Source organism: Streptomyces sp. NPDC090045, from assembly GCF_044747975.1.
In the GTDB taxonomy this organism is placed as follows: Bacteria; Actinomycetota; Actinomycetes; order Streptomycetales; family Streptomycetaceae; genus Streptomyces.
Genome location: NZ_JBIVFA010000009.1, coordinates 320,771 through 345,881, shown reverse-complemented (window position 1 = coordinate 345,881; position 25,111 = coordinate 320,771). Strand labels below are relative to the sequence as shown.

The following is a 25,111-nucleotide window of genomic DNA, read 5'->3' as shown; positions in this document are numbered from 1 at the left end:
GGAGAACAGTGAAACCACCACCCCACCGGGTACACGGGGGCAGGGCGATGGGCCGCGCGCCCATGGACGAACGAAGGAGAACCGGTGGACGGGATCGTGCTGCTCAAGGAAGACCACAAGACGGTCGAGAAGCTGTTCAAGCAGTTCGAGAAGGCCGGCGACAACGCGCACGCCACGAAGCGGAAAATCGCCGACCAGGTCATCGAAGAACTCACCACGCACACCTGGATCGAGGAGAAGATCTTCTACCCCGCTGCCCGCGAGGCCGACCCCGACACCAAGGACCACGTCCTCGAAAGCATCGAGGAGCACCACGTCGTGCTGTGGATGCTCTCCGAACTCAAGGGTCTCGACGCGAGCGACGAGCGGTTCGACGCCAAGATGACGGTCCTCATGGAAAACGTCCGCCACCACGTCGAGGAAGAGGAGAAGGAGTGGTTCCCGGACGTCCGCAAGGCCATGGGCCGCAACCGCCTCACCGAACTCGGCGCACAGATGGAAACGGCGAAGAAGACCGCCCCGTCCGATCCCTTGGCCGTCCCCAGCGCATGACCTCTCCAGCCGTCCGGACGGCCGGGATCCGAGGGCATGGACACGCCCGTGCGACCGCCCCGGCGGGAGACTGGTCGTTCGGGTGCCAGTGGGGACCGGGCGGGACCGCGGCGTGACACCGGGTAGGCGTCGAATATGAACTCACACACCCGACGCCTCGGCCGTGACCGGGCGGACCGCAGTACTCGACACCGCCTCGACCCGGTGGCTGACCGCGCTGGACCGGCTGGAACGGACCACGGTCGCCGATCCGGCGATCAGGGTGCTCCAGCGGGGCATCCGCGCACTCCCCCTGGGCGGGATGCGTGATCTGCTGCGTGGCAGGCCGCTCGGGCACCCCCTGCATCCCGTCCTGGTGCAGGTACCCATCGGATGCTGGCTCTCGTCCGCCGTGCTGGACGTCGTACCCGGGACGCAGCGTGCGAGCAAGACCCTCACCGCCGTCGGACTGGCCGGGATCGCCCCGACAGCCGTGGCCGGCTGGGTGGACTGGGCGGACCTGCCTCCCGAACAGGCCCGGGGCGACCTGGCCCACGCGGCCTCCAACGCGGCCGCGGTGGCCTGCTACACCGTGTCCCTGACCTCGCGGCTCCGCGGCCGCCCGGCAAAGGGCCGGCTGTGGTCCCTCGGCGGGCTGGCCGCCGTCGCGCTCACCGGCGCACTGGGCGGGCACATGGCCCACCGCCGGGCCGTCGGAGGTTACCCGGCAACATGAGCGACACCGGCGGGCTCCCCTCCCTCCGGGCTCGGCCCTCGTTTCAGGAGGCGGGCGGCGTGGCGGTGTGGTCCGGATGGCCGTGGGTGCGGCGGATCGTCTTCAGGCGGGCCTCCAGGAGGTGCTCACGCCCGCCGGCCAGCTCGTCGACGATGTCGCCTTCCATTGCGGTGAAGGGCCGGTGGTAGGTGGAGTCGTAGGCCTCGATGATCTGGAACGTCCAGTGTCCCGGGATGACGTTGCGGCCCACGATGTCGCGCTCGAGGCGTGCGGCCTGCTCCTCGTGGCCCGCCTCGCGCAGGAGCCGGACGGCGTCGCCGAGCTCGAAGTCCGCGGTCCCGGTCAGCTGGTGGAATCCGTAGAGGTGTCCGCGGGCCCGCTCCGTGGTCTCCAGAGCCTTCGAGAGCGCGCCCAGGGCGCGCAGTGTCTTCTCGTCGACGCCTTCGGGCACCTGGTGCTCCGGGTCCATCTCGCGATTGCTGTCCATGGTGATCTTCTGCCCTCAAGGCGCCTTCCCGAGCCGCCGATTGAGCCGTACGGAGCAAGGCATCCTCACGGCCCAGGCACCACATGGCGGGGACCGTCCCGGTCCCGCGTTCGATCCAGGTGCGTGAAGCGGGGAAGGGGGGCAGGCGAAGTCCAGGCGGAACGCAGTACATCCGCCGAGCACGGCATACGGAACAAGGAGGATCGGCGGAGAGGCATTTCCCCGCCGTCCCCCGTTGACCGGAGGAGTTGTTTTCGCGTGACTGAACATGTGTGGAGTTACCAGCCGACCGCGGGCCACCTGGCCGGTACGGACCTGACTGGCTACAAGGTCGAGGCGACCGACGGGAGTATCGGCAAGGTCGACAAGCACTCCGACGAGGTCGGTGACGCCTACCTGGTCGTGGACACCGGCGTGTGGATCTTCGGCAAGGAGGTCCTGCTGCCGGCGAGCACGGTCGTCAGGATCGACCCCGAGGACAGGAAGATCTTCGTCGCCGACACCAAGGAACAGATCAAGAACGCCCCCGAGTTCCACCGGGACAAGCACCTCGACGACGTCGGCTACCGGGAACAGCTGGGCACCTACTACGGCACCGGCGGCCCCTTCGGCGGCCGACCCGCCTGACCCCGGCGGCCCGGATCCGAGCGAGCCCGCATCCCCGGCCGGGGGTGCGGGCTCGCCGCGTCCCGGGGGTTCAGCGCCTCCATCGGCAGGGAGGAACCGCCCACTCGCCGTTGCGTCATCGCCACGCGCGCCTACGGCTACCCGCGCCGCAGCGACCTGCGGCCGGTGCGGCGATCACGGCCGGGCGGCCGGCGCTGCGGCGGCCGGCAGCTCCTGCGCGGCGCGGGTAATGAAGCAGCGGGTGTGCTCCGGGTCCAGGGCCTGAGTCTGAAGGCGGTCGAACATGGCGCCGTAGTGCCGCACGTCGGATCGTTTCTCCAGGTAGAGGTCGCTGGTGAACCGCTCCAGGTACACCGTCCCCGTGGCGGTGTCCGGGAAGTCGAGGATGGAGAACTGTCCAGAGATTCCCGGATGGGCTCCCGCACTGTGCGGGAGGACCTGCACCGTGATGTGCCGCTGCTCGCCGAGGCGGTTCAGGTACTCGAGCTGTTCGCGCATGATCTCGGGGCTGCCGACCACGCGGCGCAGGGCTGACTCGTCCAGCACGACCCCTAAGCGGAAAGGCCGGGCCGGGTGGTGGGCGCGGGACTGACGGCGCAGCCGTACCTCAAGGCACACGGCGATCTGCTCCTCCGTGGCCAGAGGGATCGTTTCCGCAGTGACCGCTGCCGCGTAGGCGGGTGTCTGCAGCAGGCCGGGGATCACCAGGGGTTCGTAGGAGCGGACAGAAGCGGCTGCCGTCTCCAGGCCGATGTAGACGGCGTACGGGACTTCCCCGCAGGCGACCCACCAGCCCTGCCGGTTCGATTCCCTGGCCATCTCCATCAACGAGTCGACGACCTGCTGGTCTGTGACCCCGTAGAGGCCGCACAGGTCCCGCACATCGCGCGGCCTGATCCCACGGCGGCCGGTCTCCAAGTGGCTGACCTTGGGCTGGGAGATCAACAGGTGCTCAGCCACCTGCGTACTGGTCAGACCCCGGGCCAGGCGAAGCCGGCGCAGCTCCGCACCCAAACGGCGTCGCCTGACGGTCGGGTTTCCGTTCACCGCCACGGGCGGTCTACCTCCGGCTCGGGACTGTCTACCAGCCACAGAAATTGCCGCGGCCGGGCCCGGGTGAAACGCATGCGGCGGGGAGAGACGATCAACGGGCCCCGCTGTCGAGTGTCACGTGGCGCGAGAGCAGCCGCGTGCACAGCCCGAGCAGAGTTCACCCGAATGCCGTGACCCCTCCACCCATCCGCCGGAAACGACCGCTTATCTGCTAAGTCCCGTGCGTGGGGACGTCGCCAGGGGTCTGGCGGCCGTGCGGCGCACGCGGGAGAACAGGTCGTCCTTGCCGTATGACGTTGCGGGGTGTCCGGGCTGGTGCGGGCGGGCTCTGCGGGGCAGGCTGAAAAGGACAACGCCTGCCGGCGCAACGTTGCGGGAAAGGGGCGCTCGGGATGATCGAGATCGCGGATATCCGGGAGTGGCGTACCCACGATGTTGTCGATGCCGCAAGCCGCAAGATCGGAGTGCTGGAGGCGGTCTACGTGGACACCAGCACCGACGAGCCGGCCATGGTCACCGTCCTGGTCGGGCTGCCCACCCGCCGCCACCTGGTCTTCGTCCCGCTGGCCGGCGCGGTCGTGGGGCCCGGCTACGTCATGGTCGGTTACGACAGGTCGCTGGTGAAGAAGTGCCCGGCGATCGGGACGGACGACGTCCTGCCCGCCGAGGACGAGGCGGCGGTCTTCGCGCACTACGGCCTGCCCTATCAGCCCGGCGTGAACGGCGAGCGGCAGCTCGCCCGCCGCTGACCGGCCCTTCGAGGAGGTGTCCTACGTCATGACGCTCTTCCTGATCCTCGTCATCGTGGCGATCGTGCTGGGCCTCATCGGCGCCGTCGCCGAAGGGCTGTTCTATCTGCTGATCATCGGCATCGTGGTGTTCATCGGCGCCCTGGTGTACCTGGTCCTGCACATCCGGCGTTCCGGCCGGCACCACCGCACACTCCGCTGATACCTCTCCGGGGCTGCGGGTACCGGCCTGCTGCCGGGCAGCGGTGTGCCAAGGGTGCGCGAGCTGAGCCACCGGTGTGGCCGGAGACGAAAAGCGGTCGGAAGTCACCTGCGGATGAACTCACGCTCGATCGGGCGGAACTGACATCGCTCACCAATTCGACAATGTCAGCGTTCGAACCCGCGCAAAAAAAAAGGGAGCGCAAACGCTCCCGATCAGAGTCGTATGGATTGACGGAAGGACGATCGGCGCGCCCACCGTCCGGCAACCTCGCAAAATCACCCTACTGGCGGCACTTCTGACGCGTGGTGGGTTTGAATGCATTTCCATATGAGCGGCTCCGCCCCGTGAGAGTTAATCCGAACCCATCCGGCGGGGGGATATAACATGATAGGCGCGGTAAGTTTTGGTATTTTCATCGCGCTTCGCGGTGCTGAATATGCTTGTAATTCCCCCTCCTTCCCCTTGCCTATTTTTGACGCGTGAATGTTGCTGCGTAATATGCGGGCGACAACGACAAGGCTTCCCGGGCAATGGGTAGGAGCCCGGTATGCCACGGCCCCCATAGGAAGTGGCCCCCCTCGATGAAGCTGAAAATCCAAGCGGCTCAGCGCCGCACTTTTTCCGGCTGGCTGGCCTCGGCCGTCGCCGTAACGGTTGCCGCTGTCATGGTCGCGGGATTGCCGACGCAGGCCCTGGCCATCGCGACACCCGTGCCTCTGGGCACCACCGCCAGCTATTCCGTTCTGGCAGGTCAGGGAGTCACCAACACCGGCCCCACGGTGATCGACCACGACCTGGGGACGCACCCGAACCCGGCCATCACCGGAAACCCGCTGGTGCTCGGTGCCGTGCACCCTGCAGACGCTCATGCCCTCCAGGCCAAGAGCGATCTGATCGTGGCCTACAACAACGCGGCCGGCCAGGCCGAGGACTTCGACCTTCCGGCGGAAATCGGCACGTTGTCATCCGGCCCCTCAGAGCTGATTCCGGGCGTCTACACGAGGGACCCCGCCGGCAGTGTGGACCTGATCGGCGACGTGGTCCTGAACGCCGGGGGAAACCCCAACGCGGTCTGGGTCTTCCAGATTCCTACGGCCCTGACGACGGCGACGTCCAGCCGGATCCTCCTCACGAACGGCGCTTCGCCGTGCAACGTGTTCTGGCAGATCGGGAGTTCGGCGACGCTCAACACCAACACCACCTTCGTGGGCACCATCATGGCGCTGACCTCGATCTTCCTGCGAACGGGAACGAACATTGAGGGCCGGGCGCTGGCGCGTAACGGCGAGGTGACGATGGACACCAACAGGATCTTCCTCGGCGGGTGCGCCACCGGCGGCACGACGACCGGAACGACGACCGGAACGACCACCGGCACGACGACCGGCACGACGACCGGCACGACCGCCGGAACGCCGACCGCCGGATCGACGACCGGTACGACCGTGGGTCTGATCGGTGGCGGCCTCCTGGGCGGACCGATCGTCGACCTCGTGTCGGGCGGCACCTCGGGGAACATCGCCGGCAACACCTCCGGAAACACCGCGGGCAACACGACCGGCGGCAACACGGCCGGGAACACGACCGGCGGCAACACGACCGGCGGCGACACGACCGGCGGGACCATCACCGGGGGCAACGTAACCGGCGGGCACGGCGGTCGGCCCGGCGGCCCGGACCACGGCGGACCGGGCGGCCCGGACCACGGCGGCCTGGAGCACCACGGGCCGGAGCACGGCGGGCCGGGCAACGGGCACGACGAGGGACCCGGTAAGCCGGACCACGGCCACGGCCACGGCCACGACGGGAAGCCCAACCACCACTACGGCTACGGCAACAAGCCCGCGAGCCACGAGGGTCACCAAGGCCACGAGGGCTAGGCAACAGGCTGCACGAAGCCCGTTCATCGGATGACGGCGCGCGGCGGGATCCTCATCGAATCCGCCGCGCGCCGTCGGTGAGTCGCAGACCTCAGGCGAACAGCAGACATGAGAAAGACCGGGTGGGCGGTGTCGAGCGGAATTGAATCTGCGGGCGTGAAGGAACTTCATCGGTCCGATTCCGGTCCGGTCCCCCCACAGCACCATGACGAAGCGGCCATGCCGGGCAAGCGGCCCATGAGAGTTCGCGCAGTGAAAGCAGGGCTGCGCACCGCCGTAGCCCTCTGCCTGGTGACGACCCTGGTCCACGTCGTCCTGGTGTTCCTTCATGTGGCCCCCGCCAACCCCGTATCGAAACGCTACAGCTCACAGGTCAACGGATGGGTGTACCCGCTCTTCGAACAGAACTGGCGGCTCTTCGCCCCGGACCCCGACTCCTTCAACCGAAAGATCATGGCGCGAACCGCACACACCGACTCCAAAGGATCGGTGCAGGTGACCCCCTGGTTCGACCTGGCTGCCGTCGACCATTCCGCAGTCGAACACAATGTATTTCCGAGCCATACGTCCCAGAACCTCCTGCGCCGCGCCTGGACCTCTTATGTCGAGACACACGGAGGAAGCGACACGGCACGCTCGGAACGCGCCGTGATGCTGCAGACGTACCTGCGCAACATCGCCGCGGACCGCATGGCCGCCCACAACGACGGCGGCGCTTTCGACTTCATTCAGCTCCGGGTCGTCACACTGCCCGTCGCTGCGCCCGGCACAGCGGCCGGGAACCGCCCGCCGGCACCCACCGAGGACCGGCTCCTGCCCTGGTGGAAGGTGAACTCCCATGGGAAGTGAACAGATCCCCCAGCCCCCTTCCACCGCGGCCACGCCGCACCGGCCCGCGGCCCAGGAGACTTCGGTCGCCGGCACGGCCCACCGGTGGCTCCTCGACAGGATCGGCGATCTGTGGGCGCTTCTCACCGACCGGCCGATCTCCCTGTACGCCGCGTCGGTTCTGCGCATCGGCTACGGACTGCTCTACCTGGTCTTCCTGCTGCGCGAGTTCCCGCACCGTGACGAGATCTGGGGCCCCGGCTCCCCCTGGACACCGGCGCTGGCACAGCAGCTCTTCGACCAGACGGGCTGGAACAGCATCCTGATCCTGTCCGCCAGCCGCGCCTACTTCGAACTCTGCTACGTGACGGCCCTCGTCACGTCCGCGCTGTTCATGCTGGGCTGGCGGACCCGGGCCATGTCCGTCCTCTTCGCCGTCGTGGTGACCTCGTTCCATGCCAGATCGATCTTCATGACGGACGGGGGCGACAACCTGATCCTGCTGATGGCCCTCTACCTCGTCCTCACCGCGTGCGGTCGGCGCTGGTCCCTGGACGCACGCAGGAACCGGCTCAAGGCAGCCCGTGCAGACGACGCGCCGGAGCCGGTGAGGAGCTTCTTCGCACGACAACTCCGCGATGCCCGTTCCACCTTGACCACGGTGGTGCACAACTGCGGCATCCTCGTCATCGCAGCACAGGTCTGCTTCCTCTACGGGTCGGCCGGCCTGTACAAGATCCAGGGCCCGACCTGGGGCGGCGGCACCGCCCTCCACTACGCCCTGAACCTCGAACTCTTCCAGCCCTGGCCCGCACTCTCCCACCTCGTGGACGACTACCCGATGGTGATCGCGATCGCCAGCTACGTGACAGTGCTCTTGCAGGTCGCCTTCCCGTTCGTACTCTTCGGCAGGCTCAAGTACCCCGTTTTGACCATCCTGTTGGGCATGCACATCGGCATCGCTGTGCTCCTGGGACTGCCCCTCTTCTCCGGCGCGATGATCATCGCGGACGCAGTGTTCCTTCCCGACCGCTTCTACGCCTTCCTGCCTCGCCTGTGGCGACGCGCAGCACGGCGCACAGGGGTGTGGCGGCCGGCCCCCGGCCGAGCGGCGGGATCCGCATCGGTACCTCCGCAGGGCAGGCCCGGCGAACCCAGCTCGCCGCGTCCCAGGCGCTCACGGGTGTGAGGGGATTCAGCCGTGCTCTTCCTCATCGGCTTCCATGTGCCGGATTCCCTCGTGGGTGAGGGTGACCATGGCCGGGGTGTTGCCGGGTTCCCAGTCGACGGTGATCAGTCCTTCGCCCGCCAGGTAGGTGCAGGCGGCGGCCAGGTCCTCCTCCGGTACGTGGAGGTCGCGCTGTAGCTGTGCTCCGGTGATGCCGAGGAGGCGGTTGCCTTCGACGGCTTCGTACAGGACCCGGAGCACCTGGTCGCGGTAGGCCTTGCGTTCGCGCAGTGTGGCCATGACCGCGTCCTTTCGTGTGTGGGGTGGCGTGGGCTCCGGGGCCGGTCGGGGCTTCTCAGATCTCGCCGAAGTGTGCGCCGGTGCCGACGGGGGTCGCGAAGGCGGGTGTTGCCGTCGAGGGCGGGTGAGGAGGCGGGGGGTCGGGGCGCCGAGGCGTCCCGCCCGCTGCCCCCGGTCGGAGGAAGGTCTGTTCCTCACCGGTCGGCACCCGGATGGTGGGCTCGACGACCGGTGTCGTCCGGCAGGCCGGGAGGCCTCGGCAGGGGGTCACTGAAGCGGTAGGCCTCGATCCGCGCGTCGTGCTGGGCGTTCAGCAGGTGGATCCAGCGCATTCCGATGCCGATCATGAGGATGATCACTGCGATGAGGACGACGGTTTCCACGGAGCTCACCTCCAGCCGTTTCCGGTCAGCGGCAGGGCGGTCCGTCCCATCGGCTCCCCGAAGGGGGACATGCAGGCCCCGCCTTCGCCCTCCCAGGTGGCTTCCCGGCGGCGGGCGTCGCGGATGCCGCGCCCGATGACGGTCTCGTTGGCCATCAGGACGTCGGCGGCCAGGACGCTGCCCGGGATCGCGGCGGCGGCCATCAGCCGGGCCGCGGCCGCGGGCTCGGTCTCGGGCGGGATCACCAGGAGGTCCCAGCGGCCGACGGTGTAGGAGAGCAGGATCAGCTTGTCGGGATCCTGTTCGGTGAACCAGCCCACGTGCAGCACGTGCCCGGCCACGGCAACCGTGCGCGGGACGACCGGCCAGCGGCTGGGGTTCACGCTGACGCGGGTGATGCGCCCCCAGGTCTCGTCCAGAGCGGCGGCGAGAGCGGGGAGCTCGGCTTCGAGGTCACGTGAGTACGGCCACCAGGCACCGTCCAGCTGACCTGCGAGAGTGGTCTTCGGGGTGAGGGACAAGCGTGCCGGGAGCTCTGCGGCGAGGTCGCGGGGCGCGGTCCGGTCGAGGGTCGTGGTCATGATGCGGACCTGCCCCCGGACTGCCCGTCGGCAGCCCGGTTTTTAGGCGATCGCCGGAAATGACACCCGCGTGAAGCCGGTGCTCGAAGTACTTCCGGTGCTTTCACTGTACGCCTATTCGGTGGGTAAAGACCGCTGTGACCAGGTATTTTCCGGCGGAGGCGGGGGGGAGGACCGCCGATCTCCTCGGCTTCGAGGCGTTCAGTCGAGAACCGCGAGGTGGTCGGCGGCGCCCCCGCGCCATTCGATCATGAAGAGGGTGGCGTCGTCGCTGGTGTGCCCGCCTCGTTCGCTCTTCAGCGTATGGGAGAGCCTGCGCAGATCTGCCCGCATCCCCTCCGACGGCCTTTCCCCGAGGCGGTCGACGCACCGGATGAGGCGTTCCTCGCCGAACAACTCCCCGCCGGCGACATGCTCTTCGATGATGCCGTCGGTGTAGCAGAGCACGCGGTCGCCTTGCTGGAGAGTGTGCTCTCTGATGCGGGGCTCCTCGCCGCCGAAGCCGACGGGCAGCGTCGTCGCGCTCTCCAGCTGCCGCACGACCCTGCCGTCGCGGATCAGCAGCGGCGCGGGGTGCCCCGCGTTGACCAGCTCCAGCTCACCGGTGGCGACGTTCAGGTGCATCAGCTGGGCGGTGACGAAGTGGTCGGGACCGAACTGCCGGGAGATGGCGTCGTCCATGTACGTGTACTTCTCGGCCAGGCTGACGGACACCCGCCGGGCATGCCGGTAGGCGCCGATGGCGATGGTCGCCATCGCGGCGGCGTTCAGGCCGTGGCCCATCGCGTCGATCACGGCCATGTGCAGGATGTTGTCGTTGAGTGCGTAGTCGAAGCTGTCTCCGGCGACGCGGTAGGCGGGCTCCAGGATGCCGGCCACCGCGACCTGCGGCACGGTCATCGTCAGCGGCGGCAGCAGGCTCCACTGGATCTCCGCGGACACGCTCATCGGCTCCCGGCGCCGGGCCAGGAAGAACTGGTCGGTGTAGGCGTTCTTGGTGACCAGCAGATCGGCGACCAGCCCGGCGAGCCGGCGCAGCAGGCGCCGGTCGTCGTCGACGACGTCGTCCAGGGTGAGGGCCATGACGCCCACCGTGTCGTTGCCGTCCGGCAGCGGCACGTACATCCGGACGCCGCCGTGGGCCTGCGGTACCTCGACGGCCTCCCCGCGCAGGAAGGCCCGCCCGGCCGGGGAGTCGATCACCGGCTGGGGCCGGCCGACGTGCAGCTTCCTGCCGGGAAGCGGCACCAGCAGCTCCTGCGCGTAGTCCTGGAGCAGGATGGAAACGTCACGGCCTCCGATCCCGGCCATCTCCTCCGCGATCAGTGGGCCGATCAGCAGCGGTGGCATCAGCCGCGCCCGGTGCAGCAGCAGGCCGAGCGGCCGCTCGCCGAAACCCTCGGCCCGGTCCACGCTCTCCTCGTTCACGACCCGCCTCGCCGCCTCGTTCCTGCCCACCCGCGCCGGTCACCGCCTCCGCACAAGGTGACCTGGGAAACCGCCGGAGCGGCTCATTGCGCCATGCGCGGCATGTCGGCCCACGCCGATCGCGGGGCGTGGACGCGGCCTACGCGAACCCGCCCCACACGGCGGCGCCGCTCTCCGCGGCACCGGCAGTGGCGTCGATCCGGTACGTGTCGTCCTTCGCATCGCGCCCGCCGGCGGCGTGGTCGTACTGGCCGGCGAAGACGTGCTCGCCGGGCGGGACGGTCCTGCCGGGTCTGAGGGTCCACCGGTAGACGAGGAAGCCACCTTCCTGGCGGGCGGAGAGGTCGAAGTCCGCGGCGGGGCGGGTCCGCCAGCTCCCGGTGTCCTTCACCCCCTCGGTGAGGGCGATGCGCAGCTCGACGACGAGCGCGGTGAGCGGTTCCCCCGCCTTGAGGGTGACGTTGCTCTGTGCCCAGTAGGCGTTGCTGTGGGGGTCGACGGAGCCGTCGGCCCACAGGGGACCGTCCTCGGTCCGGCTGCCCGCGGCCGTCGGTGGCACCGCATGGCCGCCGGCGGACGGGGCGGCGGCCATCGGATTCCGTGGCGGGTCCGGGGTGTGCACGGCGGCGACCACCATGAGGGCGCTCGCCGTCAGGGTTCCGGCGGTGGCCAGGGTCGCGAGGACGATCCTCGGCCAGGACAGGGCGCGGGTGCGCTCGCGGTCCCGCGATCGGCGGGCGGTGCCGGGACGGGCCGTGCCGCGCTCGACCCGGGCCAGCATGCGGGCCCGGTCGGGCAGGTGGGCTTCGGCGCTCTCGCGCAGCAGGCCGCGCAGTTCGTCGGTCACCGGCTTCCCCTTCCCACCAGCTCGCCGGCGGCCCGGGTACCGAGCAGCCGCTGCAGTTCCGCCGTACCCTTCGAGGTCTGGCTCTTCACCGTACCCACCGATATCCCGAGTGCCGCCGCGGTGTCCTTCTCCGAGAGGTCGAAGGCGTACCTCAGCACCACGCAGGCGCGTTTGCGGAACGGCAGCGTGTCCAGGGCGGCCCGTACGTCCATGACGGCGGCCATGTCCGGGCCGTCGGTCCGCTCCGGGCGGTGCGACCAGAACAGCAGGACGCGCCGCCGCTCGCGCACCGTGCTCCGGATCCGGCTGCGGGCGAGGTTGGCGACGACTCCGCGGGCGTAGGCAGCCGCGGAGTCGGCACGGCGGGCCCTGTCCCAGCGGTGCCAGAGCGCGACCATCGCGTCCGCTGCGAGGTCGTCGGCGGCATCCGCCTCCCCGGTCAGCAGGTACGCCAGGCGGGAGAGTTCGGCGTGGTGGCGTTCGAAGAACGCGTGGAACTCCACGGCCGCCTCGTCTTCGGTCATGGCCTCGGTACGGCCTCTCGGTGCTACGGGGGCGTTCTCAGGCAGGGGCCGGAGCGTAGCAGTCCGTTCGAGCGTTCGTTCGGACGCTTCGGTTCGCCCGGGCCTGGTCCGCACGGTGACGCCCATCAGTCCGTCGGGTTCCAGCCGTCGGTGCCGGCCAGGTAGGCGCGGGCGGTGTGGGCTGCGGCCCGGTCCGGGGCGAGCTGGGGACGGTTCGCTCCGGTTCCGGCGCCGGGGCCCGTGTTGGCGTATTCGGCGAACCGGGCCGACTTCCAGGAGAAGCCCCCATGTCCGTCCACGGCCCCTCGGTCTTCAGGGCCGCGGGCAGGCTCGTGTTGCGGATGACCAGCTGGCCGACCGCGCTCGGGCCCGGGTGCCAGGGCCGGCCGAGGTAGTAGGTCCCGGGTCGGGCGGGGCTGCTGATCGTGCTGTCGGTGATGAGGATCCCGTACGGCTTGGCCGCGTCGGTGTTCGGTGCGGCGAGGTATCCGATGTGGCCGCCGGCCGCGGCGCCCCGGTCGCGCAGGGTGACGTTGACCTGGTCGTAGACGGCGGTGGCGTTGCCGAAGACGAAGTCGACGTCCCCCGCGATGAAGCAGTGTCGGAAGTACTGCCGGTACTGGCCGGTGGCGGAGGGAGCCCAGTTGAGGACGGTGTCCTGGTGTCCGATGAAACGCGAGTTGAGGTACTTCTGGCGGTCGCCGGACGCGTTGACCGCCACGGCCTGCGTGTCCCTGACGTCCGGGTGAGCCGACCTCTCCCACGTGTTCTCGACCGTCACACCGGTGACGGTGATGTCGTTGGCCGAGAAGGTCGCGGTGGCACTGCCCGCGGTTCCGTACGTACCGCCTCCGGGCTTCGGTGTGCCGGAGGCGTTGTCGTGGGTGATGACGACGTCCTCGGCGTTGCCGGTGGCGCCTTTGAGGGTCAGTGCGTGCTTGGAGGCGGGGACGTTCACCGTCTCGCGGTAGGTGCCGCGCGCGACGAGGACGGTGTCGCCCGCGGTGGCGGCGTCGACGGCGGCCTGTACGGAGCGGTGGGCCGCGGAGCCGTCGGCGGCGACCGTCAGCGTACGGCCGCCGGCCGGACCGGAGGGGGCGGGTGCCGCCTTGCCGCCGGTGTCGGTGAGGATGCCGGCGCCGGCCTTCGCCGCCAGTTTCGCCGGCAGTCCGGCGGCGGGTTCGAGTCCGGCGGTGAGGGTGGGCCGCCAGTCGACGGTGGTCTTGATCTTCTTCCCGGGATCGGCGGAGTTGTGGGCGGCGACCAGGTCCACGGGGGCGCCGCCGACGAGGTTGCCGCTGCCCGCGATGGCTCCGGTGCCGTCGCCGCTGAGCAGCTGGGAGGTCTTCCGGTCGGGGGAGAGCTTCCAGTAGTTGTTCTGCGCGACGACCTGGGCGCCGGCCCGGGAGTTGACGCTGTAGCTGTGCGCGTAGCCCTCCGACGCCGTGGTGTCGTAATAGTTGTCGTACAGGTGGATCTGACCCACGCGGGCGAGGGGGGCGCGCTGGACGATGCCCCGGAAGACGTTGTGGTGGAGCGTCACCCGCAGTTTGGTGTCCTTGTCGCTGCTGCCGATCAGCATGGTCTTGTCGTGGTTGCTGAACGTGTTGTATCCGACGGTGACCAGGTCGGAGGCGTTGGTGATGTCGAGGGCGCCGTCGTGGACCTGGTACTCACGTCCGAAGCGGACCGGGTTGGCGGAGTCGGGGTGCGGGTCGTCGGAGAAGCTGTTGTGGTCGACCCAGACATGGGTGGCGCCGCGCAGGCTGACGGCGTCGTAGGCGGAGTTCCAGTTGCCGGTGGAGCCGTCGGTCGGGTCCCACTGCGGGAAGCAGTCCCGGACGTCGGTGAGCGACAGGTTCCGGATGATCACGTTGTCGGCGTTCTTCACCACGAGGCTGCCGCCGGTGATGCCCGCTCCGGTGCCGGGCACGCCGATGACCGTGGTACGAGCCGGCACGGTGAACACCATGCGGGCGGCCTGCCTGGCCTGGGCCGCCCTGCGGGCGTCCTCCTGGGCGCCGGAGGGCACCTTGGCACGCCCCCAGACGGCGGGATCGTAAGCCTTGAGGTAGGAGTCGAGCGAATAGCCGGTACCGGCGGCGTGGTCGGCGCAGCTCTGCGGCTTCCCGCTGTCGTCGGTGCCGGCGTCGATCAGGCCCTTGACCCGGACGATCCGCGGGGCGCCGGCCGGGCCCGCTGCCAGGGCTCTCGCCAGCTCGGCGCGGGTGGAGACGGTGAAGACGTGAGCCGCGTCCGCGGCACGGCCGCCGGTGGTGCCCGAGCCGCTCGCGGCCCAGCCGTCCCGGGCGGGCAGCACGTCGTGGGCGAGGTCGGCGGGTGCCACGGCGTCGGCCTTCACGACCAGCGGCACGGCGCCGAGACCGGCGGCGACCAGGGTGGCCGCTCCGGCCAGGGCGAGCCTTCGGCGTGCGGTGGGGCGGCGGTGGGGGGGAAGCGGACATGGGCGGTGGCTCCTTGGGTGAGGTGCGCTGTTCACCCCTCAGTTGCCGCCGGAGCCCGAAAGGTTGCCGGGCGCCCGCCGAAATACTTCCCGCGGCCTCGGCGGCCGGGTCACACGTCCCGAACGGGCACCTCCTACGGCACCCGCGCCATCAGGGACGCCTGGTGGCCGGTCGGTGTGCTGTGGCCGTGCCGACGTCGGGGTGGATCGTGAAGACCCGGTCGAGGCCGACGATGCGCAGGATGCGGATCGTGTTGTCGGGGACCGCCGCCAGGGCGATGTCCGCCTGGGCCGCGACAGCGTGGTTGCGGGCGACGATGAGGGCGGTGATGCCGCTGGAGTCGCAGAACCGTATGCGGGAGAGGTCCAGGACGAGGCGATGTCCTGGCTCCAGGCTGAGCTCTGTCACGGCCTGTCGAAGGCGGGGGGCCTGGTCGTAGTCGAGGTCGCCGGAGATTTCCAGCACGGGGCCGGTGGAGGCGTCTCGGGCGGTGATCGTCAGGGCGCTCATGTCAGATCGTGCTCTCGCGCAACGGGGATGGGACGGGGCACGCCGAGGGCGAGCAGAGCCGTGTCGTCGTCCAGGCCCTCACCGAAGCCGTCCAGGAGACCGGTGAGGGCGGTGATCAGCTCGTGTGCCCCTGCAGGGGCGAGACCGGCGGTGAAAGTCCGCAGGGCGTCTTCGCCGTAGAGCTCGCGGTTCGTGCCGACGCGGGCTTCGGTGAGGCCGTCGGTGTAGAGGAGGAGGGAGTCGCCGGGGCCGAGCGTGGTGGAGGCAGGGGTGAAGCGGGGGTCGGGCAGGATTCCGATGAGCAGGCCGCCGGGGGTGGGGAGGTAGTCGGCCCGGCCGTCGGCACGCACGACGAGTGCGGGGGGATGGCCCCCGGACGCGAGGTGCACGGCGACCGTTCCGGTGCTGGGGTCGGGTTCCATCACACCGAAGATCGCGGTGCAGTAGCGCGGGTCCCCACTCGTGAACCGCTCGTGCAGCACGGTGTTCAAGGTGGACAGCGCGGCTACGGGGTCGGAATCGTGGAGGGCTGCGGCACGCAGGGTGTAGCGGGTCAGGGAGGTCACGGCGGCAGCCTGGGGGCCTTTGCCGCAGACGTCGCCGAGGAAGAACGCCCAGCGCTTGTCGTCCAGCGGGAACAGGTCGTAGAAGTCTCCGCCCAGCCGGTCGACGGAGGCGGTGTGGTAGTGGGAGGCCGCTGCCATTCCGGGCACCGCGGGCAGGGCGGCGGGGAGCAGGCTCTGCTGGAGCACCGCGAGTGCTTCACGCAGCCGCTCCCTGTCGGCTTCGGCCTGTCGGCGGGCTTCCTCCGCCACCTGACGCTCGCGGAGCAGCTCGCCTTCGTAGGCGCGGCGCTGTCGTGCGTCGAAGACGGTGGTGCGGATCAGCATCGGCTCGCCGTCGCCGCTCGTCTTCACGCGGGAGGTGACCAGGACCGGGAGACGCCCGCCGCCCGGTGCCTTGAGTTCCATCGCTATCTCGCTGATCTTTCCCTGCATCCGCAGGAGCGGTGCGAAGTGCGTCTCGTGGTAGAGCTTGCCGCCGATCGTGAGGAGGTCGGTGAAGCGTCTACGGCCCACGACTTCCTCGCGCCTGAGGCCGAGCCAGTCCAGGAGCGTTCCGTTGATCTTTGCGATGGTGCCGTCCATCAGGGTGGACAGGTAGCCGCAGGGGGCGGATTCGTAGAGCTCTTCGGCGGTGTCCTCCAGCAGGGAGGAGAACACCGCGTCGGTGGCGGACTCTTCGCCCTCGGGCCGCTCAGGGTTCTGGGCCGTGCACCCCATCACCGCAGCTCCCGCAGGAACGCGCGAATGGCTGACGTGGTGGCCTCGGGAGCGCTCAGCTGGGGGCAGTGACCCGTTGCGTCCAGGGTGACCAGGCGGCTTCCGGGGATGGCCGCGTGGACGTAGCCGCCGACTTCGCGCGGCGCGATCACGTCCTGGGCGCATTCCAGTACCAGCGTCGGTACGCCCACCGACTTCAGGTCGTCACGGCTGTCGGAGAGGAACGTGGTGCGGGCGAAGACGCGGGCGATCGCCGGATCGGTGGCGCAGAAACTGTTGGTCAGCTCCTCCCCCAGTTCCGGACGTTCGGGGTTGGCCATGATCACCGGTGCCATCGTGGCCGACCAGCCGAGGTAGTTCGACTCGAGCGACTCCAGCAGCTCGTCGATGTCCTCGGCGCTGAAGCCGCCGCGGTAGGCGTCGTCGTCGATGTAGCAAGGGGAAGGGCCGACCATGACCAGGGAGGAGAACCGCTCGGGGGTGGTGGCCGCCGCCCGTACCCCGATCATCGCGCTGACCGAATGTCCGACGAAGGCCACGTCCCGTAGGTCGAGGGCCTCGCACACCTCGACCACGTCGCGGGCGTATCCGTCCAGTGAGCCGTAGCGTTCGGCGCTCCAGGCGGACGGGTCGGAGCCGCCCGACCCGACGTAGTCGAACAGGACCACCTGGAAATTCCTCGGCCAGCGCCGGGGCCACCAGTCCCCACATGTTCTGGTCACAGCCGAACCCGTGCGCCAGCATCACCACGGGGCTGCCGGGTGATCCGCTGACCTTCACGTTGTTCCTGCGGAGGACATCCATCCCGTCATCCTGTTCATCGGTCTGGAGCGTCAGTACTGCCGACGCAGTCGGGGGTGTGCTCACGCCGGTCCCGTCAGTGAGACGGTCGGCAGGGCGCCGGGGGAACGGTCCGACCGCGGTGAGGCGGTTCAGCGTGCAAGGGCGAGGACGCCCAGGGCGCTGCCTTGTTCGTCGACGACGGGCAGGGCATCGAGCCGGCGGTAGCGCATCGCGTGCTCGGCTTCGGCCATCGTGGTGAGGGGCGAGGTGGACGGCCCGCAGTCACCGAGGACATCGCGCAGCCGGATCCGGTCCGTGTAAGCGTGTCCGTCACGGACGGCCGCGAGCTGGGCCGGGGTCACCAGACCGGCACACAGGCCGTCCTCGTCGCAGACCAGCAGATGTCCCGCGCGGGCACTGGCCATGACGGACAAGGCCACTTCGACCGTCATGTCGTCGCAGACCTGCGGCCCGGCGGCCTCCATGGCATCGACCACCGCCCGGTGCGCGGGGTTGGCACTCACCGAGCGGAACTGCATCTGGACCAGCGTCAAAACGTGCCTCCTGCAGAGATGGGTCAGTTTCCTGATCAAGTGGTTCTCAGACCGCCGCCGCGTTGAAGGCGGACCGGCGCACGTTCAGGCGCCGCGCCGCCGAAGCGGGACCGCGCCGGCTGCGGGAGGCCGCGCTGCGCTTGGGCCGCTCGGACACCGGCGCGGTGATGGTGACCGGGATGCCGGAGGGGGCCTGGGCGCCGGTGATCCGGTTCAGCGCCTCCTCACCCGAGCGGACCTGGGTGGTCTGCGGGACGATGCCGGCGGCGGCCATGAGGCGGGTCATGTCGCGGCGCTGGTGGGGCGTCACGAGGGTGACGACACTGCCGGACTCCCCGGCGCGGGCGGTACGGCCTCCGCGGTGGAGGTAGTCCTTGTGGTCGGTCGGCGGGTCCACGTTGACCACGAGGTCGAGGTTGTCGACGTGGATGCCGCGGGCGGCGACGTTGGTGGCGACCAGGACCGTGACGTGTCCGGTCTTGAACTGGGCGAGGGTGCGGGTGCGCTGGGGCTGCGACTTCCCGCCGTGCAGGGCGGCGGCCCGGACACCGCTGTTCAGCAGGTCCTGGGTCAGCCGGTCGACGGCGTGCTTGGTGTCCAGGAACATGATCACCCGGCCCTCGCGCGCCGCGATCTCCGTTGTCGTCCGGTGCTTGTCGGCCCCGTGCACGTGCAACACGTGGTGCTCCATCGTGGTGACGGCACCGGCCGAGGGATCCACCGAGTGCACGACGGGGTCGGTCAGGTAGCGGCGCACCAGCAGGTCGACGTTGCGGTCCAGGGTGGCGGAGAACAGCATCCGCTGGCCTTCGGGGCGCACCTGGTCGAGCAGCGCGGTGACCTGCGGCATGAAACCCATGTCGGCCATCTGGTCGGCTTCGTCCAGGACGGTGATCGCGACCTGGTTCAGCCGGCAGTCCCCGCGGTCGATGAGGTCCTTCAGCCGTCCGGGCGTCGCGACGACGACCTCGGCGCCGGCACGCAGCGCGCCCGCCTGCCTGCCGATCGGCATCCCGCCGACGACCGTGGCCAGGCGCAGCTTCACCGAGCGGGCGTACGGAGTGAGCGCGTCGGTCACCTGCTGCGCGAGCTCACGCGTCGGTACGAGGATCAGGGCGAGGGGCTGACGGGGCTCGGCGCGCTGCCCGGCCGTACGGGCGAGCAGAGCGAGGCCGAAGGCCAGGGTCTTGCCGGAGCCGGTGCGGCCGCGGCCGAGCACGTCGCGGCCCGCGAGGGTGTTGGGCAGGGTGGCTCCCTGGATCGGGAACGGCACGCTCACGCCCTGCGCGCCGAGGGCGGCCAGCAACTCCCCGGGCATGTCCAGGTCGGCGAAGGCCCCGACGGCAGGGAGGGCAGGAGTGAGCGTCTTCGGCGGGGCGAACTCGCCCTGCACCGCGGCGGGCCGCCGGCCGTAGCCGCCCGAACGGCTCGGACCGCCCGAACGGCTCGGGGCGGAGGTACCGAAGCGGCTGCCCCGGCCTGAACCGGCAGCGGAACCGAAAGCGGGGCCACCGGTGCGGCTGCGGGTGCGAGCGGAGCGGTTGTTCGTACGTACGGGGTTCATTCAGAACCTTCCTTGACACGGCGCGCATCAAGGAATTCCGGCAGCAGAAGAACAGCGCGGGGAATCGCAAGAACGGGCCGAATGGAATGCGAAAGCGAAGCCGGCCTCAGGGAGTCCGTGCGGGCGCCGCTGTGAAAATGGGTGATGCTGGACGTGAAATCCCCGAGATCAACTCGGGCGCACGTCCGAAGAGGTCCGCGTGCCGGAGCAGCGCCTCTGGGTGGTGAAGGGCATCCCGCAGGTGAACCCACTGCGGGAGATGCCTGCAGCTGGGGCCCGCACCCCGAAGGATGCGGGCCCCAGCTACGAAGTGCGCGTCAGCGTCAGGCGGGGACGATGTTCTCGGCCGTCGGACCCTTCTGGCCCTGCGCGATGTCGAAGGTGACCTTCTGGCCTTCAGCCAGCTCGCGGAAGCCCTGGGCGGCGATGTTCGAGAAGTGGGCGAACACGTCGGCGCCGCCACCGTCCTGCTCGATGAAGCCGAAACCCTTTGCCGCGTTGAACCACTTCACGGTGCCAGATGCCATGTCAGATCTCCTTTGGGGCAGTACAGCGGGATCCGCACTGCACGGACACCGTGTCGCCGCGATGATGCCCCGCCGGAAAATGACCCGGAAATACGAAGCACTCCCATAGGGCACGGAGACCGGCTGGAGGCACTTGAAGTTTTGGGAACCACGACTGCAACTGAGATCGACACTAGCATGCCGTAGCGGTCTGCGTACGAATAACAATTCACCGTGGTCGCCGCGCTAAAAACCCTCTCCGCATGGACCGCTAAATCCTTGCATCGCGGTGATAGATATTGGCAGCCCAGGCGCAACGCTTTTTTGAACAGAGGGATACGAGCACCACCACGCCCCGACACCCGCGGGTGCGCGGCCCACCGGGACCGGCGGGCTCGCCCACCTCAGACCGCGGTCGGCGGGCCGGACGACGCGGCGGCGCGGCGGTACTCGGCATTGAGGCGCTGGGCTTCCTCGAGCTGGTCCTCGAGGATGACGATGCGGCAGGCGGCTTCGACGGGGGTTCCCTGATCGACGAGTTCCCGGGCTCGGGCCGCGATGCGCAGCTGGTAGCGGGAGTAGCGGCGGTGGCCGCCCTCGGAGCGGAGCGGCGTGATCAGGCGGGCTTCGCCGATGGCACGGAGGAAGCCCGGGGTGGTGCCGAGCATCTCTGCGGCACGACCCATGGTGTAGGCGGGGTAGTCGTCGTCGTCCAGGTGGCCGCCGAGCGGGCCCGTCGGATTCTCTGCTGTCATTGCACCTCTCTCTGAAACACATGGAGGGGCCCTGGTGCCGTACGGCACCAGGGCCCCGAGGGAACTTCTACACCATCTGCCGGCACCAGTTCCGAGCCGGCCTTCTGTTTCCGCATGCCCGACTTGAACGAAGTCGGGGGTGCGGGGATCGCGGTTGCTTGACCGGAGACCACCTCACTGTCGATGTCCTGCGGTACCCGGGCTCAGGACTTCCGCCCGGGCGATCCTGATGGCGCGGTTCCTCCGTTCTTCCCTCGGTGATCAACCTGCTTGCTGCGTCAACTGCGTACTGCTCATGGCGGCCCCTGATCACCGCGGGCCACCCGGTCCGGTCATCAGCCCCGTCGCCCTGCTGCAACAGCCCTGGCTTCGGAGCTCCACCACCGCACCGTCCTACGAACTGCGTTTACGGGCACCGCGCCCGGCAGTTCATCTCTGCCGGGCCCTGCTGTCTCTCTGGCCTACGAGAGAAACCATAACCAGGCCACCACCCAATGTCTACTCTGGCCACCATAGATTTTCGCGTGTTCGACAGATAGGTAATCGGCCTCGAACAGCAACGGTGGCAGGCGGAAGGCCACACCGGCGCAGCGGGCAGCGGGCAGCGGGCAGCGGGCAGCGGGCAGCGGGCAGCGGGCAGCGGGCAGCGAGAGACGCCGATGCTGGACAGCGTCGAACCACCGCTGCCACCGCAAAGTGCTCGTCGTCGACGAACAGACGGCGTTCACCGGCGGAGGCGGCATCGCCGAGGAACGGTGCGGCAACGCCCGCAACGAGAACGAGTGGCGCGACGCCCACGTCCGGCTGCGCGGCCCCGCCGTGGACGGCGTTGCCGCCGCTTTCCTGAAGAACTGGGCCGAGTGCCACGACACCCTCTTCGACGACCGGGACCGCTTCACCGAGCACGCGCCGCAGCGCGGGGCGGTGGTGCAGGTGGTCCGGGGGATCGGCCAGTATCGGCTGGCAGGACATGCAGACCCTGATCCGGGTCGCCATCGAATCCGCCCAGCATCGCTTCCGCCTGTCCACCGCCTACTTCGCCCCGGACGCCTACTTCATCGAGCTGCTGTGCGCGGCAGCACGGCGGGGCATCGAGGTCGGGATACTCCTGCCCGGCCCCCGACAAGCGCGCCTGCCGGCCGGCTGGTCAGAACGCGTACGCGGACCTCCTCGCCTGCGGGGTGAAGATCTTCGAGTACCAGCCGACGATGATGCACGCCAAGGTCATCACCGTCGACCAGATCGCGGCACTCACCAGCTCCACCAACTTCAACCGTCGCTCCCTGGACCACGACAAAGAGGTCGCGCTCGCCGTGGGACCGGTTCAGGCTGACGTCAGCGATCCTCGGAGTTCTCCTGCAGCTCGCCATCGGGGTGGATCTGCTCCTCACGGCCGATGCCCGGACGGTGGCGCTTGGCACGGTGGCCCCCGGCATCCGCGTCGCCCTCCGCCGTGCCCGAGCGCTGGACAACGGCATCGTCCGCCTGCTGCCGGGCCTCACGGTCACCGCTCTCGCCCACGGCCTCGGACGGCGTGGTCCGCCGCGCGGGCTGTCTGGACTCTTCCTGGTCCGTCACCGTGTCCTCCCTCGGTGGTGCCTATGCCCCGCGGCTACCCCGCCCCGTCGCCCGTAGTCCGTCGGAGGCCTCGAACCCGGTGCCGGCCGGTACCTGCGCACGCTGCTCCCACCGCGTGCCGAACGGGCAGTCCGGGGCCGCGCCCCGGTCGCCCGCGGGCGACTCCGCCGGTCGGCATGGCACCTACCAGGCATGGCACGCCGACAGCGCCGGACGCGCCTAGGCTGAAAGGAGAGTCACAGCGAAATCGGAGGTGACCATGATCATCCTCGGCGTCATTCTCCTGGTCATCGGCTTCGTCGCGGGAATCAGCATCCTGTGGACCATCGGCGCCATCCTCGTCGTCATCGGAGCCATCCTCTGGATCCTGGGCGCCCTCGGACACTCCGTCGGCGGACGCAAGCACTACTGGTAGCCGTAGGAAATGGAGACAGGCAGGGTCAGAAGCCAAGGAACGGAAGCCATCCCGGCCCCGCACGGCGAGGGATTCCCCTCTTTGACGGCGCAGTCGGGCCTGCTGGACTTCGTGAGCGCCGCCCGACAGGGCTGTGCGCCCGGACCGCCCCAGTGCGGACCGTACGTGGGGACAACAGCCGGAACCATCCCGGACCTGACAGAGCCCGGCCGGGGTGACTACGGGCTCCTGCCAGGCTCTGCGTGCGCGGGGCCGCGCTCGGGTCGGCTGCCTTCGCTGCGCAGGTCCTCTTCGCGCAGCAGCTCCTCAGTACTACAACTACAGGCCGTGGCGCACGGGTGATGCCGAGGAGTGGTTGGCTGCGTCGGAACGCGGTGGGATCGACTGCCCCTCTCCCACACCCCCTAGTGCTGGTGTGGGCCGGAGGCGGGTGGGGGCTTCGGGGTGGACAGCGGACGGCCCGGGTCGACCACCACGAACTGGCCCATCATGCCCCTGTCCTCGTGGTACAGCAGGTGGCAGTGGTACATGTACGGGGTATCCGGGTCCGCGGGGCCGTCGAAGCGCAGTGCGATGCGGACCGTCGAACCGGACGGGACGAACACGGTGTCCTTCGGCCCCCGCAACGACGGCTGCGGGGCGGCCCCATTGATGTCAAGGATGCGGAACTGGACGTCGTGGACGTGGAAGTTGTGCGGCATCCCGTCGTCGTTACGGAGGGTCCAGGTCTCGGCCGTGCCGCGGGTGACCGTCTCGTCCACCCGGGACATGTCCATCTTGCGGCCGTTGATGCCGGACATCTTGAGCTCGAAGAAGCGGCTGCGGGCCGAGTCCTCACCGGTGGGGAGCGCCGGTGCCACCAGCGCCGCCGGCAGCTCCGCCGACGGCCTCAGGGTGGGCGCCGCGCGCAGCTGCATGACGTCGAAGGAGTCGTCGCCGCCCCCGAAGCGCTGGTTCCAGAAGTCCAGGCCGGCGTCCAGGGGGTAGGAGCGCAGGATCCTTCGCTCGCCCGGCTGCATCCGTACGACGATCTCCGCGCGCTCCCCCGGCGACAGGCGCAGGCGACTGGTCGTGTGCGGGGCTTCGAGGAGGCCGCCGTCCGAGGCTATCTGCCGGAACGCGCGGCCGTCGTCGAGGCCGAAGGTGCAGACGCGGGCGGTGGAGGCGTTCAGCAGGCGCAGCCGGACCAGTTCGTCCTCGACGGTGACGTACGGGTCCAGGGTGCCGTTGACCATCGTCCGGTCGCCGAGGAACCCGACGTTGCGCATCAGCTTGTGGCCGTGGTCGAGCTTCGCGCCGTCGAAGGACACGTCCTGGACGATGACCGGGATGTCGTCGGTCCCGTACGTCTTGGGCAGGGGCAGGGGCGCCGACTCCGCGTCGTCCAGGAGGAACAGGCCCGCGAGGCCGCGCTGGACGTGCGTTTCGGTCGCACCGTGCGGGTGCGGGTGGTACCAGAGGGTCGAGGCCGGCTGCGCGATCGTCCACTCGGGGGCCCAGCTGCCGCCCGCCGGCACCGTCTGGTGCGGGCCGCCGTCCATCGCGGCGGGCAGGTGCATGCCGTGCCAGTGGACGGTGGATTCCTCCGGCAGGTGTTGGCCACCTTCACCCGGACCTTCTCGCCCTTCGCCGCACGGAGGGTGGGGCCGAGGTGACTGCCGTTGAAACCCCAGGTCGGGGTCCCGGTCCCGGGGGTGAACCCGGTCTCCCCCGCCTGCATCCGCAGATCGAAGACGCGGGTCCCCTCCGCGTCCACGGTGGACGGGGCGAGGGGCGGCACCGCGAGGGCGTTGCGGAAATCCACCGCGCCGACGGTGGACACCTTGGCTCCGGTGTAGAGCCAGGTGAAGAGCGCGCCGATGACCAGGGCGGAGCCCGCGACCAGCGAACCGAGGATCAGCAACGTCCGCTTCCGACGCGGCATCCGGGGCTTGCCGCCGCTCCCGGTGTTCCCGTTGTTCCCGGTGTTCCCGCTGGTCACGTTTTTCGGCATGCCCATGACGCTAGGGACGGTGCTCGCGCCCCACATCGGGGACCGACCCGGGGCCGACCCCCACACCGCCCCCGAGTCGGTTCAGGGGCGCGGGCCCGAATGCGGGCCCGGTGCTCGACCTTCGAGGAGCGCCCAGCCGAGCAGGAGTACCGGCAGATTCGGCGCGAGCGCCGTAGTGAGAGAGCCGTGGTGAGAGAGCCGGCCTCGTAGATGCGGTAGCCGATCAGGGTGCCGTCCCGTGGCAGGGACCGGACGGCGCAGCCCGGTCGCCGGGGTGACGGTGGCGTTTTAGCGTGGAGGAGTTCGGGCCTGCCCCGGTCCGACGGCCTGCGTCGTCTGCCCCGTCATCGCGTGCCGCGGCACGGCTCGATCTCGGGG

At 69.6% G+C, this 25,111-nt stretch carries 26 protein-coding genes and 3 pseudogenes; 10 read left to right on the top strand and 19 right to left on the bottom strand.

Translation table 11 applies throughout. From position 1 onward, the window contains the following. The first annotated feature begins 84 nt into the window (after nucleotides 1-84). The gene (locus ACIPYQ_RS24735) at nucleotides 85-552 is read left to right on the top strand and encodes a hemerythrin domain-containing protein (protein WP_361768754.1); all 468 of its coding nucleotides are present in this window, start codon (nucleotides 85-87) and stop codon (nucleotides 550-552) included. A 163-nt stretch (nucleotides 553-715) separates the two neighbouring features. Next, complete coding sequence (locus ACIPYQ_RS24730; protein WP_401254933.1) at nucleotides 716-1,267, top strand: DUF2231 domain-containing protein; 552 nt, start codon at nucleotides 716-718, stop codon at nucleotides 1,265-1,267. A gap of 43 nt (nucleotides 1,268-1,310) precedes the next feature. Here ACIPYQ_RS24730 and ACIPYQ_RS24725 read toward each other — a convergent pair whose 3' ends face one another. After that, entirely contained in the window at nucleotides 1,311-1,754 is a 444-nt protein-coding gene (locus tag ACIPYQ_RS24725; protein WP_327388254.1) for a hypothetical protein, read from the bottom strand. A gap of 258 nt (nucleotides 1,755-2,012) precedes the next feature. Between ACIPYQ_RS24725 and ACIPYQ_RS24720 the strand changes: the two genes are divergently transcribed. Further along, a complete protein-coding gene (locus ACIPYQ_RS24720; RefSeq protein ID WP_401254930.1) occupies nucleotides 2,013-2,381 on the top strand; it encodes a PRC-barrel domain-containing protein in 369 nt (122 codons plus the stop codon). Between the two features lie 174 nt (nucleotides 2,382-2,555). On the opposite strand, the gene ACIPYQ_RS24715 is transcribed toward ACIPYQ_RS24720, so the two are convergent. Beyond that, nucleotides 2,556-3,434, bottom strand: coding sequence for a helix-turn-helix domain-containing protein (locus ACIPYQ_RS24715; protein WP_401254927.1), 879 nt, complete (start codon nucleotides 3,432-3,434; stop codon nucleotides 2,556-2,558). A gap of 392 nt (nucleotides 3,435-3,826) precedes the next feature. On the opposite strand from ACIPYQ_RS24715, the gene ACIPYQ_RS24710 reads away from it, so the two are divergent. From ACIPYQ_RS24710 to ACIPYQ_RS24690, 5 genes are all read left to right on the top strand, one after another. Then, entirely contained in the window at nucleotides 3,827-4,183 is a 357-nt protein-coding gene (locus tag ACIPYQ_RS24710) for a PRC-barrel domain-containing protein (RefSeq protein ID WP_401254924.1), read from the top strand. Between the two features lie 28 nt (nucleotides 4,184-4,211). Continuing rightward, the gene (locus ACIPYQ_RS24705) at nucleotides 4,212-4,385 is read left to right on the top strand and encodes a hypothetical protein (protein ID WP_314250792.1); all 174 of its coding nucleotides are present in this window, start codon (nucleotides 4,212-4,214) and stop codon (nucleotides 4,383-4,385) included. A 584-nt stretch (nucleotides 4,386-4,969) separates the two neighbouring features. After that, entirely contained in the window at nucleotides 4,970-6,268 is a 1,299-nt protein-coding gene (locus tag ACIPYQ_RS24700) for an ice-binding family protein (protein ID WP_401254920.1), read from the top strand. Nucleotides 6,269-6,376: 108 nt separating this feature from the next. Next, nucleotides 6,377-7,117, top strand: coding sequence for a DUF5819 family protein (locus ACIPYQ_RS24695; protein ID WP_401254917.1), 741 nt, complete (start codon nucleotides 6,377-6,379; stop codon nucleotides 7,115-7,117). Then, on the top strand, nucleotides 7,107-8,285 hold the full coding sequence (locus ACIPYQ_RS24690; RefSeq protein ID WP_401254914.1) for an HTTM domain-containing protein: 1,179 nt from the start codon (nucleotides 7,107-7,109) through the stop codon (nucleotides 8,283-8,285). Before ACIPYQ_RS24695 ends, ACIPYQ_RS24690 begins: the two co-directional genes overlap by 11 nt. A gap of 6 nt (nucleotides 8,286-8,291) precedes the next feature. Here ACIPYQ_RS24690 and ACIPYQ_RS24685 read toward each other — a convergent pair whose 3' ends face one another. The 14 genes and pseudogenes from ACIPYQ_RS24685 to ACIPYQ_RS24620 all read right to left on the bottom strand — a co-directional run bounded on the left by ACIPYQ_RS24685 (nucleotide 8,292) and on the right by ACIPYQ_RS24620 (nucleotide 20,747). Beyond that, entirely contained in the window at nucleotides 8,292-8,564 is a 273-nt protein-coding gene (locus tag ACIPYQ_RS24685; RefSeq protein ID WP_401254911.1) for a hypothetical protein, read from the bottom strand. Nucleotides 8,565-8,758: 194 nt separating this feature from the next. Then, entirely contained in the window at nucleotides 8,759-8,947 is a 189-nt protein-coding gene (locus tag ACIPYQ_RS24680; RefSeq protein ID WP_362802128.1) for a hypothetical protein, read from the bottom strand. Between the two features lie 5 nt (nucleotides 8,948-8,952). Beyond that, nucleotides 8,953-9,528 carry a DUF5994 family protein gene (locus tag ACIPYQ_RS24675; RefSeq protein WP_401254908.1) on the bottom strand — a complete coding sequence of 192 codons (576 nt, stop codon included), beginning with the start codon at nucleotides 9,526-9,528 and terminating at the stop codon, nucleotides 8,953-8,955. Nucleotides 9,529-9,729: 201 nt separating this feature from the next. Then, a complete protein-coding gene (locus tag ACIPYQ_RS24670; RefSeq protein ID WP_401254905.1) occupies nucleotides 9,730-10,956 on the bottom strand; it encodes a PP2C family protein-serine/threonine phosphatase in 1,227 nt (408 codons plus the stop codon). Nucleotides 10,957-11,095: 139 nt separating this feature from the next. Continuing rightward, nucleotides 11,096-11,803 (bottom strand): hypothetical protein, encoded by a 708-nt coding sequence (locus tag ACIPYQ_RS24665; RefSeq protein WP_401254902.1) that lies wholly within the window; start codon nucleotides 11,801-11,803, stop codon nucleotides 11,096-11,098. Continuing rightward, the gene (locus tag ACIPYQ_RS24660) at nucleotides 11,800-12,327 is read right to left on the bottom strand and encodes a SigE family RNA polymerase sigma factor (RefSeq protein WP_401254899.1); all 528 of its coding nucleotides are present in this window, start codon (nucleotides 12,325-12,327) and stop codon (nucleotides 11,800-11,802) included. Before ACIPYQ_RS24660 ends, ACIPYQ_RS24665 begins: the two co-directional genes overlap by 4 nt. 37 nt (nucleotides 12,328-12,364) lie before the next feature. Then, entirely contained in the window at nucleotides 12,365-14,701 is a 2,337-nt protein-coding gene (locus tag ACIPYQ_RS24655; protein ID WP_401254896.1) for a pectinesterase family protein, read from the bottom strand. 241 nt (nucleotides 14,702-14,942) lie between these two features. Then, a complete protein-coding gene (locus tag ACIPYQ_RS24650) occupies nucleotides 14,943-15,302 on the bottom strand; it encodes an STAS domain-containing protein (protein ID WP_401254893.1) in 360 nt (119 codons plus the stop codon). Beyond that, complete coding sequence (locus tag ACIPYQ_RS24645; protein ID WP_401254890.1) at nucleotides 15,299-16,585, bottom strand: PP2C family protein-serine/threonine phosphatase; 1,287 nt, start codon at nucleotides 16,583-16,585, stop codon at nucleotides 15,299-15,301. Before ACIPYQ_RS24645 ends, ACIPYQ_RS24650 begins: the two co-directional genes overlap by 4 nt. Continuing rightward, nucleotides 16,585-17,389, bottom strand: a pseudogene (locus tag ACIPYQ_RS24640) (alpha/beta fold hydrolase). Before ACIPYQ_RS24640 ends, ACIPYQ_RS24645 begins: the two are co-directional and overlap by 1 nt. Before the next feature lie 128 nt (nucleotides 17,390-17,517). Continuing rightward, the gene (locus ACIPYQ_RS24635; protein ID WP_401254887.1) at nucleotides 17,518-17,922 is read right to left on the bottom strand and encodes a CBS domain-containing protein; all 405 of its coding nucleotides are present in this window, start codon (nucleotides 17,920-17,922) and stop codon (nucleotides 17,518-17,520) included. Nucleotides 17,923-17,968: 46 nt separating this feature from the next. Further along, on the bottom strand, nucleotides 17,969-19,486 hold the full coding sequence (locus ACIPYQ_RS24630; RefSeq protein ID WP_401254884.1) for a DEAD/DEAH box helicase: 1,518 nt from the start codon (nucleotides 19,484-19,486) through the stop codon (nucleotides 17,969-17,971). A 323-nt stretch (nucleotides 19,487-19,809) separates the two neighbouring features. Further along, nucleotides 19,810-20,013, bottom strand: a complete 204-nt coding sequence (locus tag ACIPYQ_RS24625; protein ID WP_030722003.1) for a cold-shock protein — start codon at nucleotides 20,011-20,013, stop codon at nucleotides 19,810-19,812. 383 nt (nucleotides 20,014-20,396) lie between these two features. Further along, nucleotides 20,397-20,747: a MerR family transcriptional regulator gene (locus tag ACIPYQ_RS24620; RefSeq protein ID WP_314250781.1), complete on the bottom strand. Its 351-nt coding sequence runs from the start codon at nucleotides 20,745-20,747 to the stop codon at nucleotides 20,397-20,399. Between the two features lie 675 nt (nucleotides 20,748-21,422). On the opposite strand from ACIPYQ_RS24620, the pseudogene ACIPYQ_RS24615 reads away from it, so the two are divergent. Next, a pseudogene (locus ACIPYQ_RS24615) lies at nucleotides 21,423-22,063 on the top strand (phosphatidylserine/phosphatidylglycerophosphate/cardiolipin synthase family protein); the annotation flags it as partial. Between the two features lie 19 nt (nucleotides 22,064-22,082). On the opposite strand, the gene ACIPYQ_RS24610 reads toward ACIPYQ_RS24615, so the two are convergent. Beyond that, nucleotides 22,083-22,325: a hypothetical protein gene (locus ACIPYQ_RS24610; RefSeq protein WP_401254880.1), complete on the bottom strand. Its 243-nt coding sequence runs from the start codon at nucleotides 22,323-22,325 to the stop codon at nucleotides 22,083-22,085. Between the two features lie 259 nt (nucleotides 22,326-22,584). On the opposite strand from ACIPYQ_RS24610, the gene ACIPYQ_RS24605 reads away from it, so the two are divergent. Then, entirely contained in the window at nucleotides 22,585-22,740 is a 156-nt protein-coding gene (locus ACIPYQ_RS24605; protein WP_244291040.1) for a DUF6131 family protein, read from the top strand. A 404-nt stretch (nucleotides 22,741-23,144) separates the two neighbouring features. Here the strand turns inward: ACIPYQ_RS24605 and ACIPYQ_RS24600 are convergent, their stop codons facing one another. Then, nucleotides 23,145-23,510, bottom strand: a complete 366-nt coding sequence (locus tag ACIPYQ_RS24600; RefSeq protein ID WP_401255043.1) for a multicopper oxidase domain-containing protein — start codon at nucleotides 23,508-23,510, stop codon at nucleotides 23,145-23,147. A 663-nt stretch (nucleotides 23,511-24,173) separates the two neighbouring features. Then, nucleotides 24,174-24,460 (bottom strand): annotated as a pseudogene (locus ACIPYQ_RS24595) (multicopper oxidase domain-containing protein); the annotation flags it as partial. Between the last annotated feature and the right edge of the window lie 651 nt (nucleotides 24,461-25,111).

Bases quoted from the DNA above. Each gene is read 5' to 3' on its own strand.
- ACIPYQ_RS24620 (WP_314250781.1), bottom strand. From the start codon at position 20,747: ATGACAGCAGAGAATCCGACGGGCCCGCTCGGCGGCCACCTGGACGAC.
- ACIPYQ_RS24685 (WP_401254911.1), bottom strand. From the start codon at position 8,564: ATGGCCACACTGCGCGAACGCAAGGCCTACCGCGACCAGGTGCTCCGG.
- ACIPYQ_RS24690 (WP_401254914.1), top strand. From the start codon at position 7,107: ATGGGAAGTGAACAGATCCCCCAGCCCCCTTCCACCGCGGCCACGCCG.
- ACIPYQ_RS24600 (WP_401255043.1), bottom strand. From the start codon at position 23,510: ATGTCCCGGGTGGACGAGACGGTCACCCGCGGCACGGCCGAGACCTGG.
- ACIPYQ_RS24630 (WP_401254884.1), bottom strand. From the start codon at position 19,486: ATGAACCCCGTACGTACGAACAACCGCTCCGCTCGCACCCGCAGCCGC.
- ACIPYQ_RS24675 (WP_401254908.1), bottom strand. From the start codon at position 9,528: ATGACCACGACCCTCGACCGGACCGCGCCCCGCGACCTCGCCGCAGAG.
- ACIPYQ_RS24710 (WP_401254924.1), top strand. From the start codon at position 3,827: ATGATCGAGATCGCGGATATCCGGGAGTGGCGTACCCACGATGTTGTC.
- ACIPYQ_RS24650 (WP_401254893.1), bottom strand. From the start codon at position 15,302: ATGAGCGCCCTGACGATCACCGCCCGAGACGCCTCCACCGGCCCCGTG.
- ACIPYQ_RS24700 (WP_401254920.1), top strand. From the start codon at position 4,970: ATGAAGCTGAAAATCCAAGCGGCTCAGCGCCGCACTTTTTCCGGCTGG.
- ACIPYQ_RS24660 (WP_401254899.1), bottom strand. From the start codon at position 12,327: ATGACCGAAGACGAGGCGGCCGTGGAGTTCCACGCGTTCTTCGAACGC.
- ACIPYQ_RS24645 (WP_401254890.1), bottom strand. From the start codon at position 16,585: ATGGGGTGCACGGCCCAGAACCCTGAGCGGCCCGAGGGCGAAGAGTCC.
- ACIPYQ_RS24705 (WP_314250792.1), top strand. From the start codon at position 4,212: ATGACGCTCTTCCTGATCCTCGTCATCGTGGCGATCGTGCTGGGCCTC.
- ACIPYQ_RS24695 (WP_401254917.1), top strand. From the start codon at position 6,377: ATGAGAAAGACCGGGTGGGCGGTGTCGAGCGGAATTGAATCTGCGGGC.
- ACIPYQ_RS24605 (WP_244291040.1), top strand. From the start codon at position 22,585: ATGATCATCCTCGGCGTCATTCTCCTGGTCATCGGCTTCGTCGCGGGA.
- ACIPYQ_RS24725 (WP_327388254.1), bottom strand. From the start codon at position 1,754: ATGGACAGCAATCGCGAGATGGACCCGGAGCACCAGGTGCCCGAAGGC.
- ACIPYQ_RS24625 (WP_030722003.1), bottom strand. From the start codon at position 20,013: ATGGCATCTGGCACCGTGAAGTGGTTCAACGCGGCAAAGGGTTTCGGC.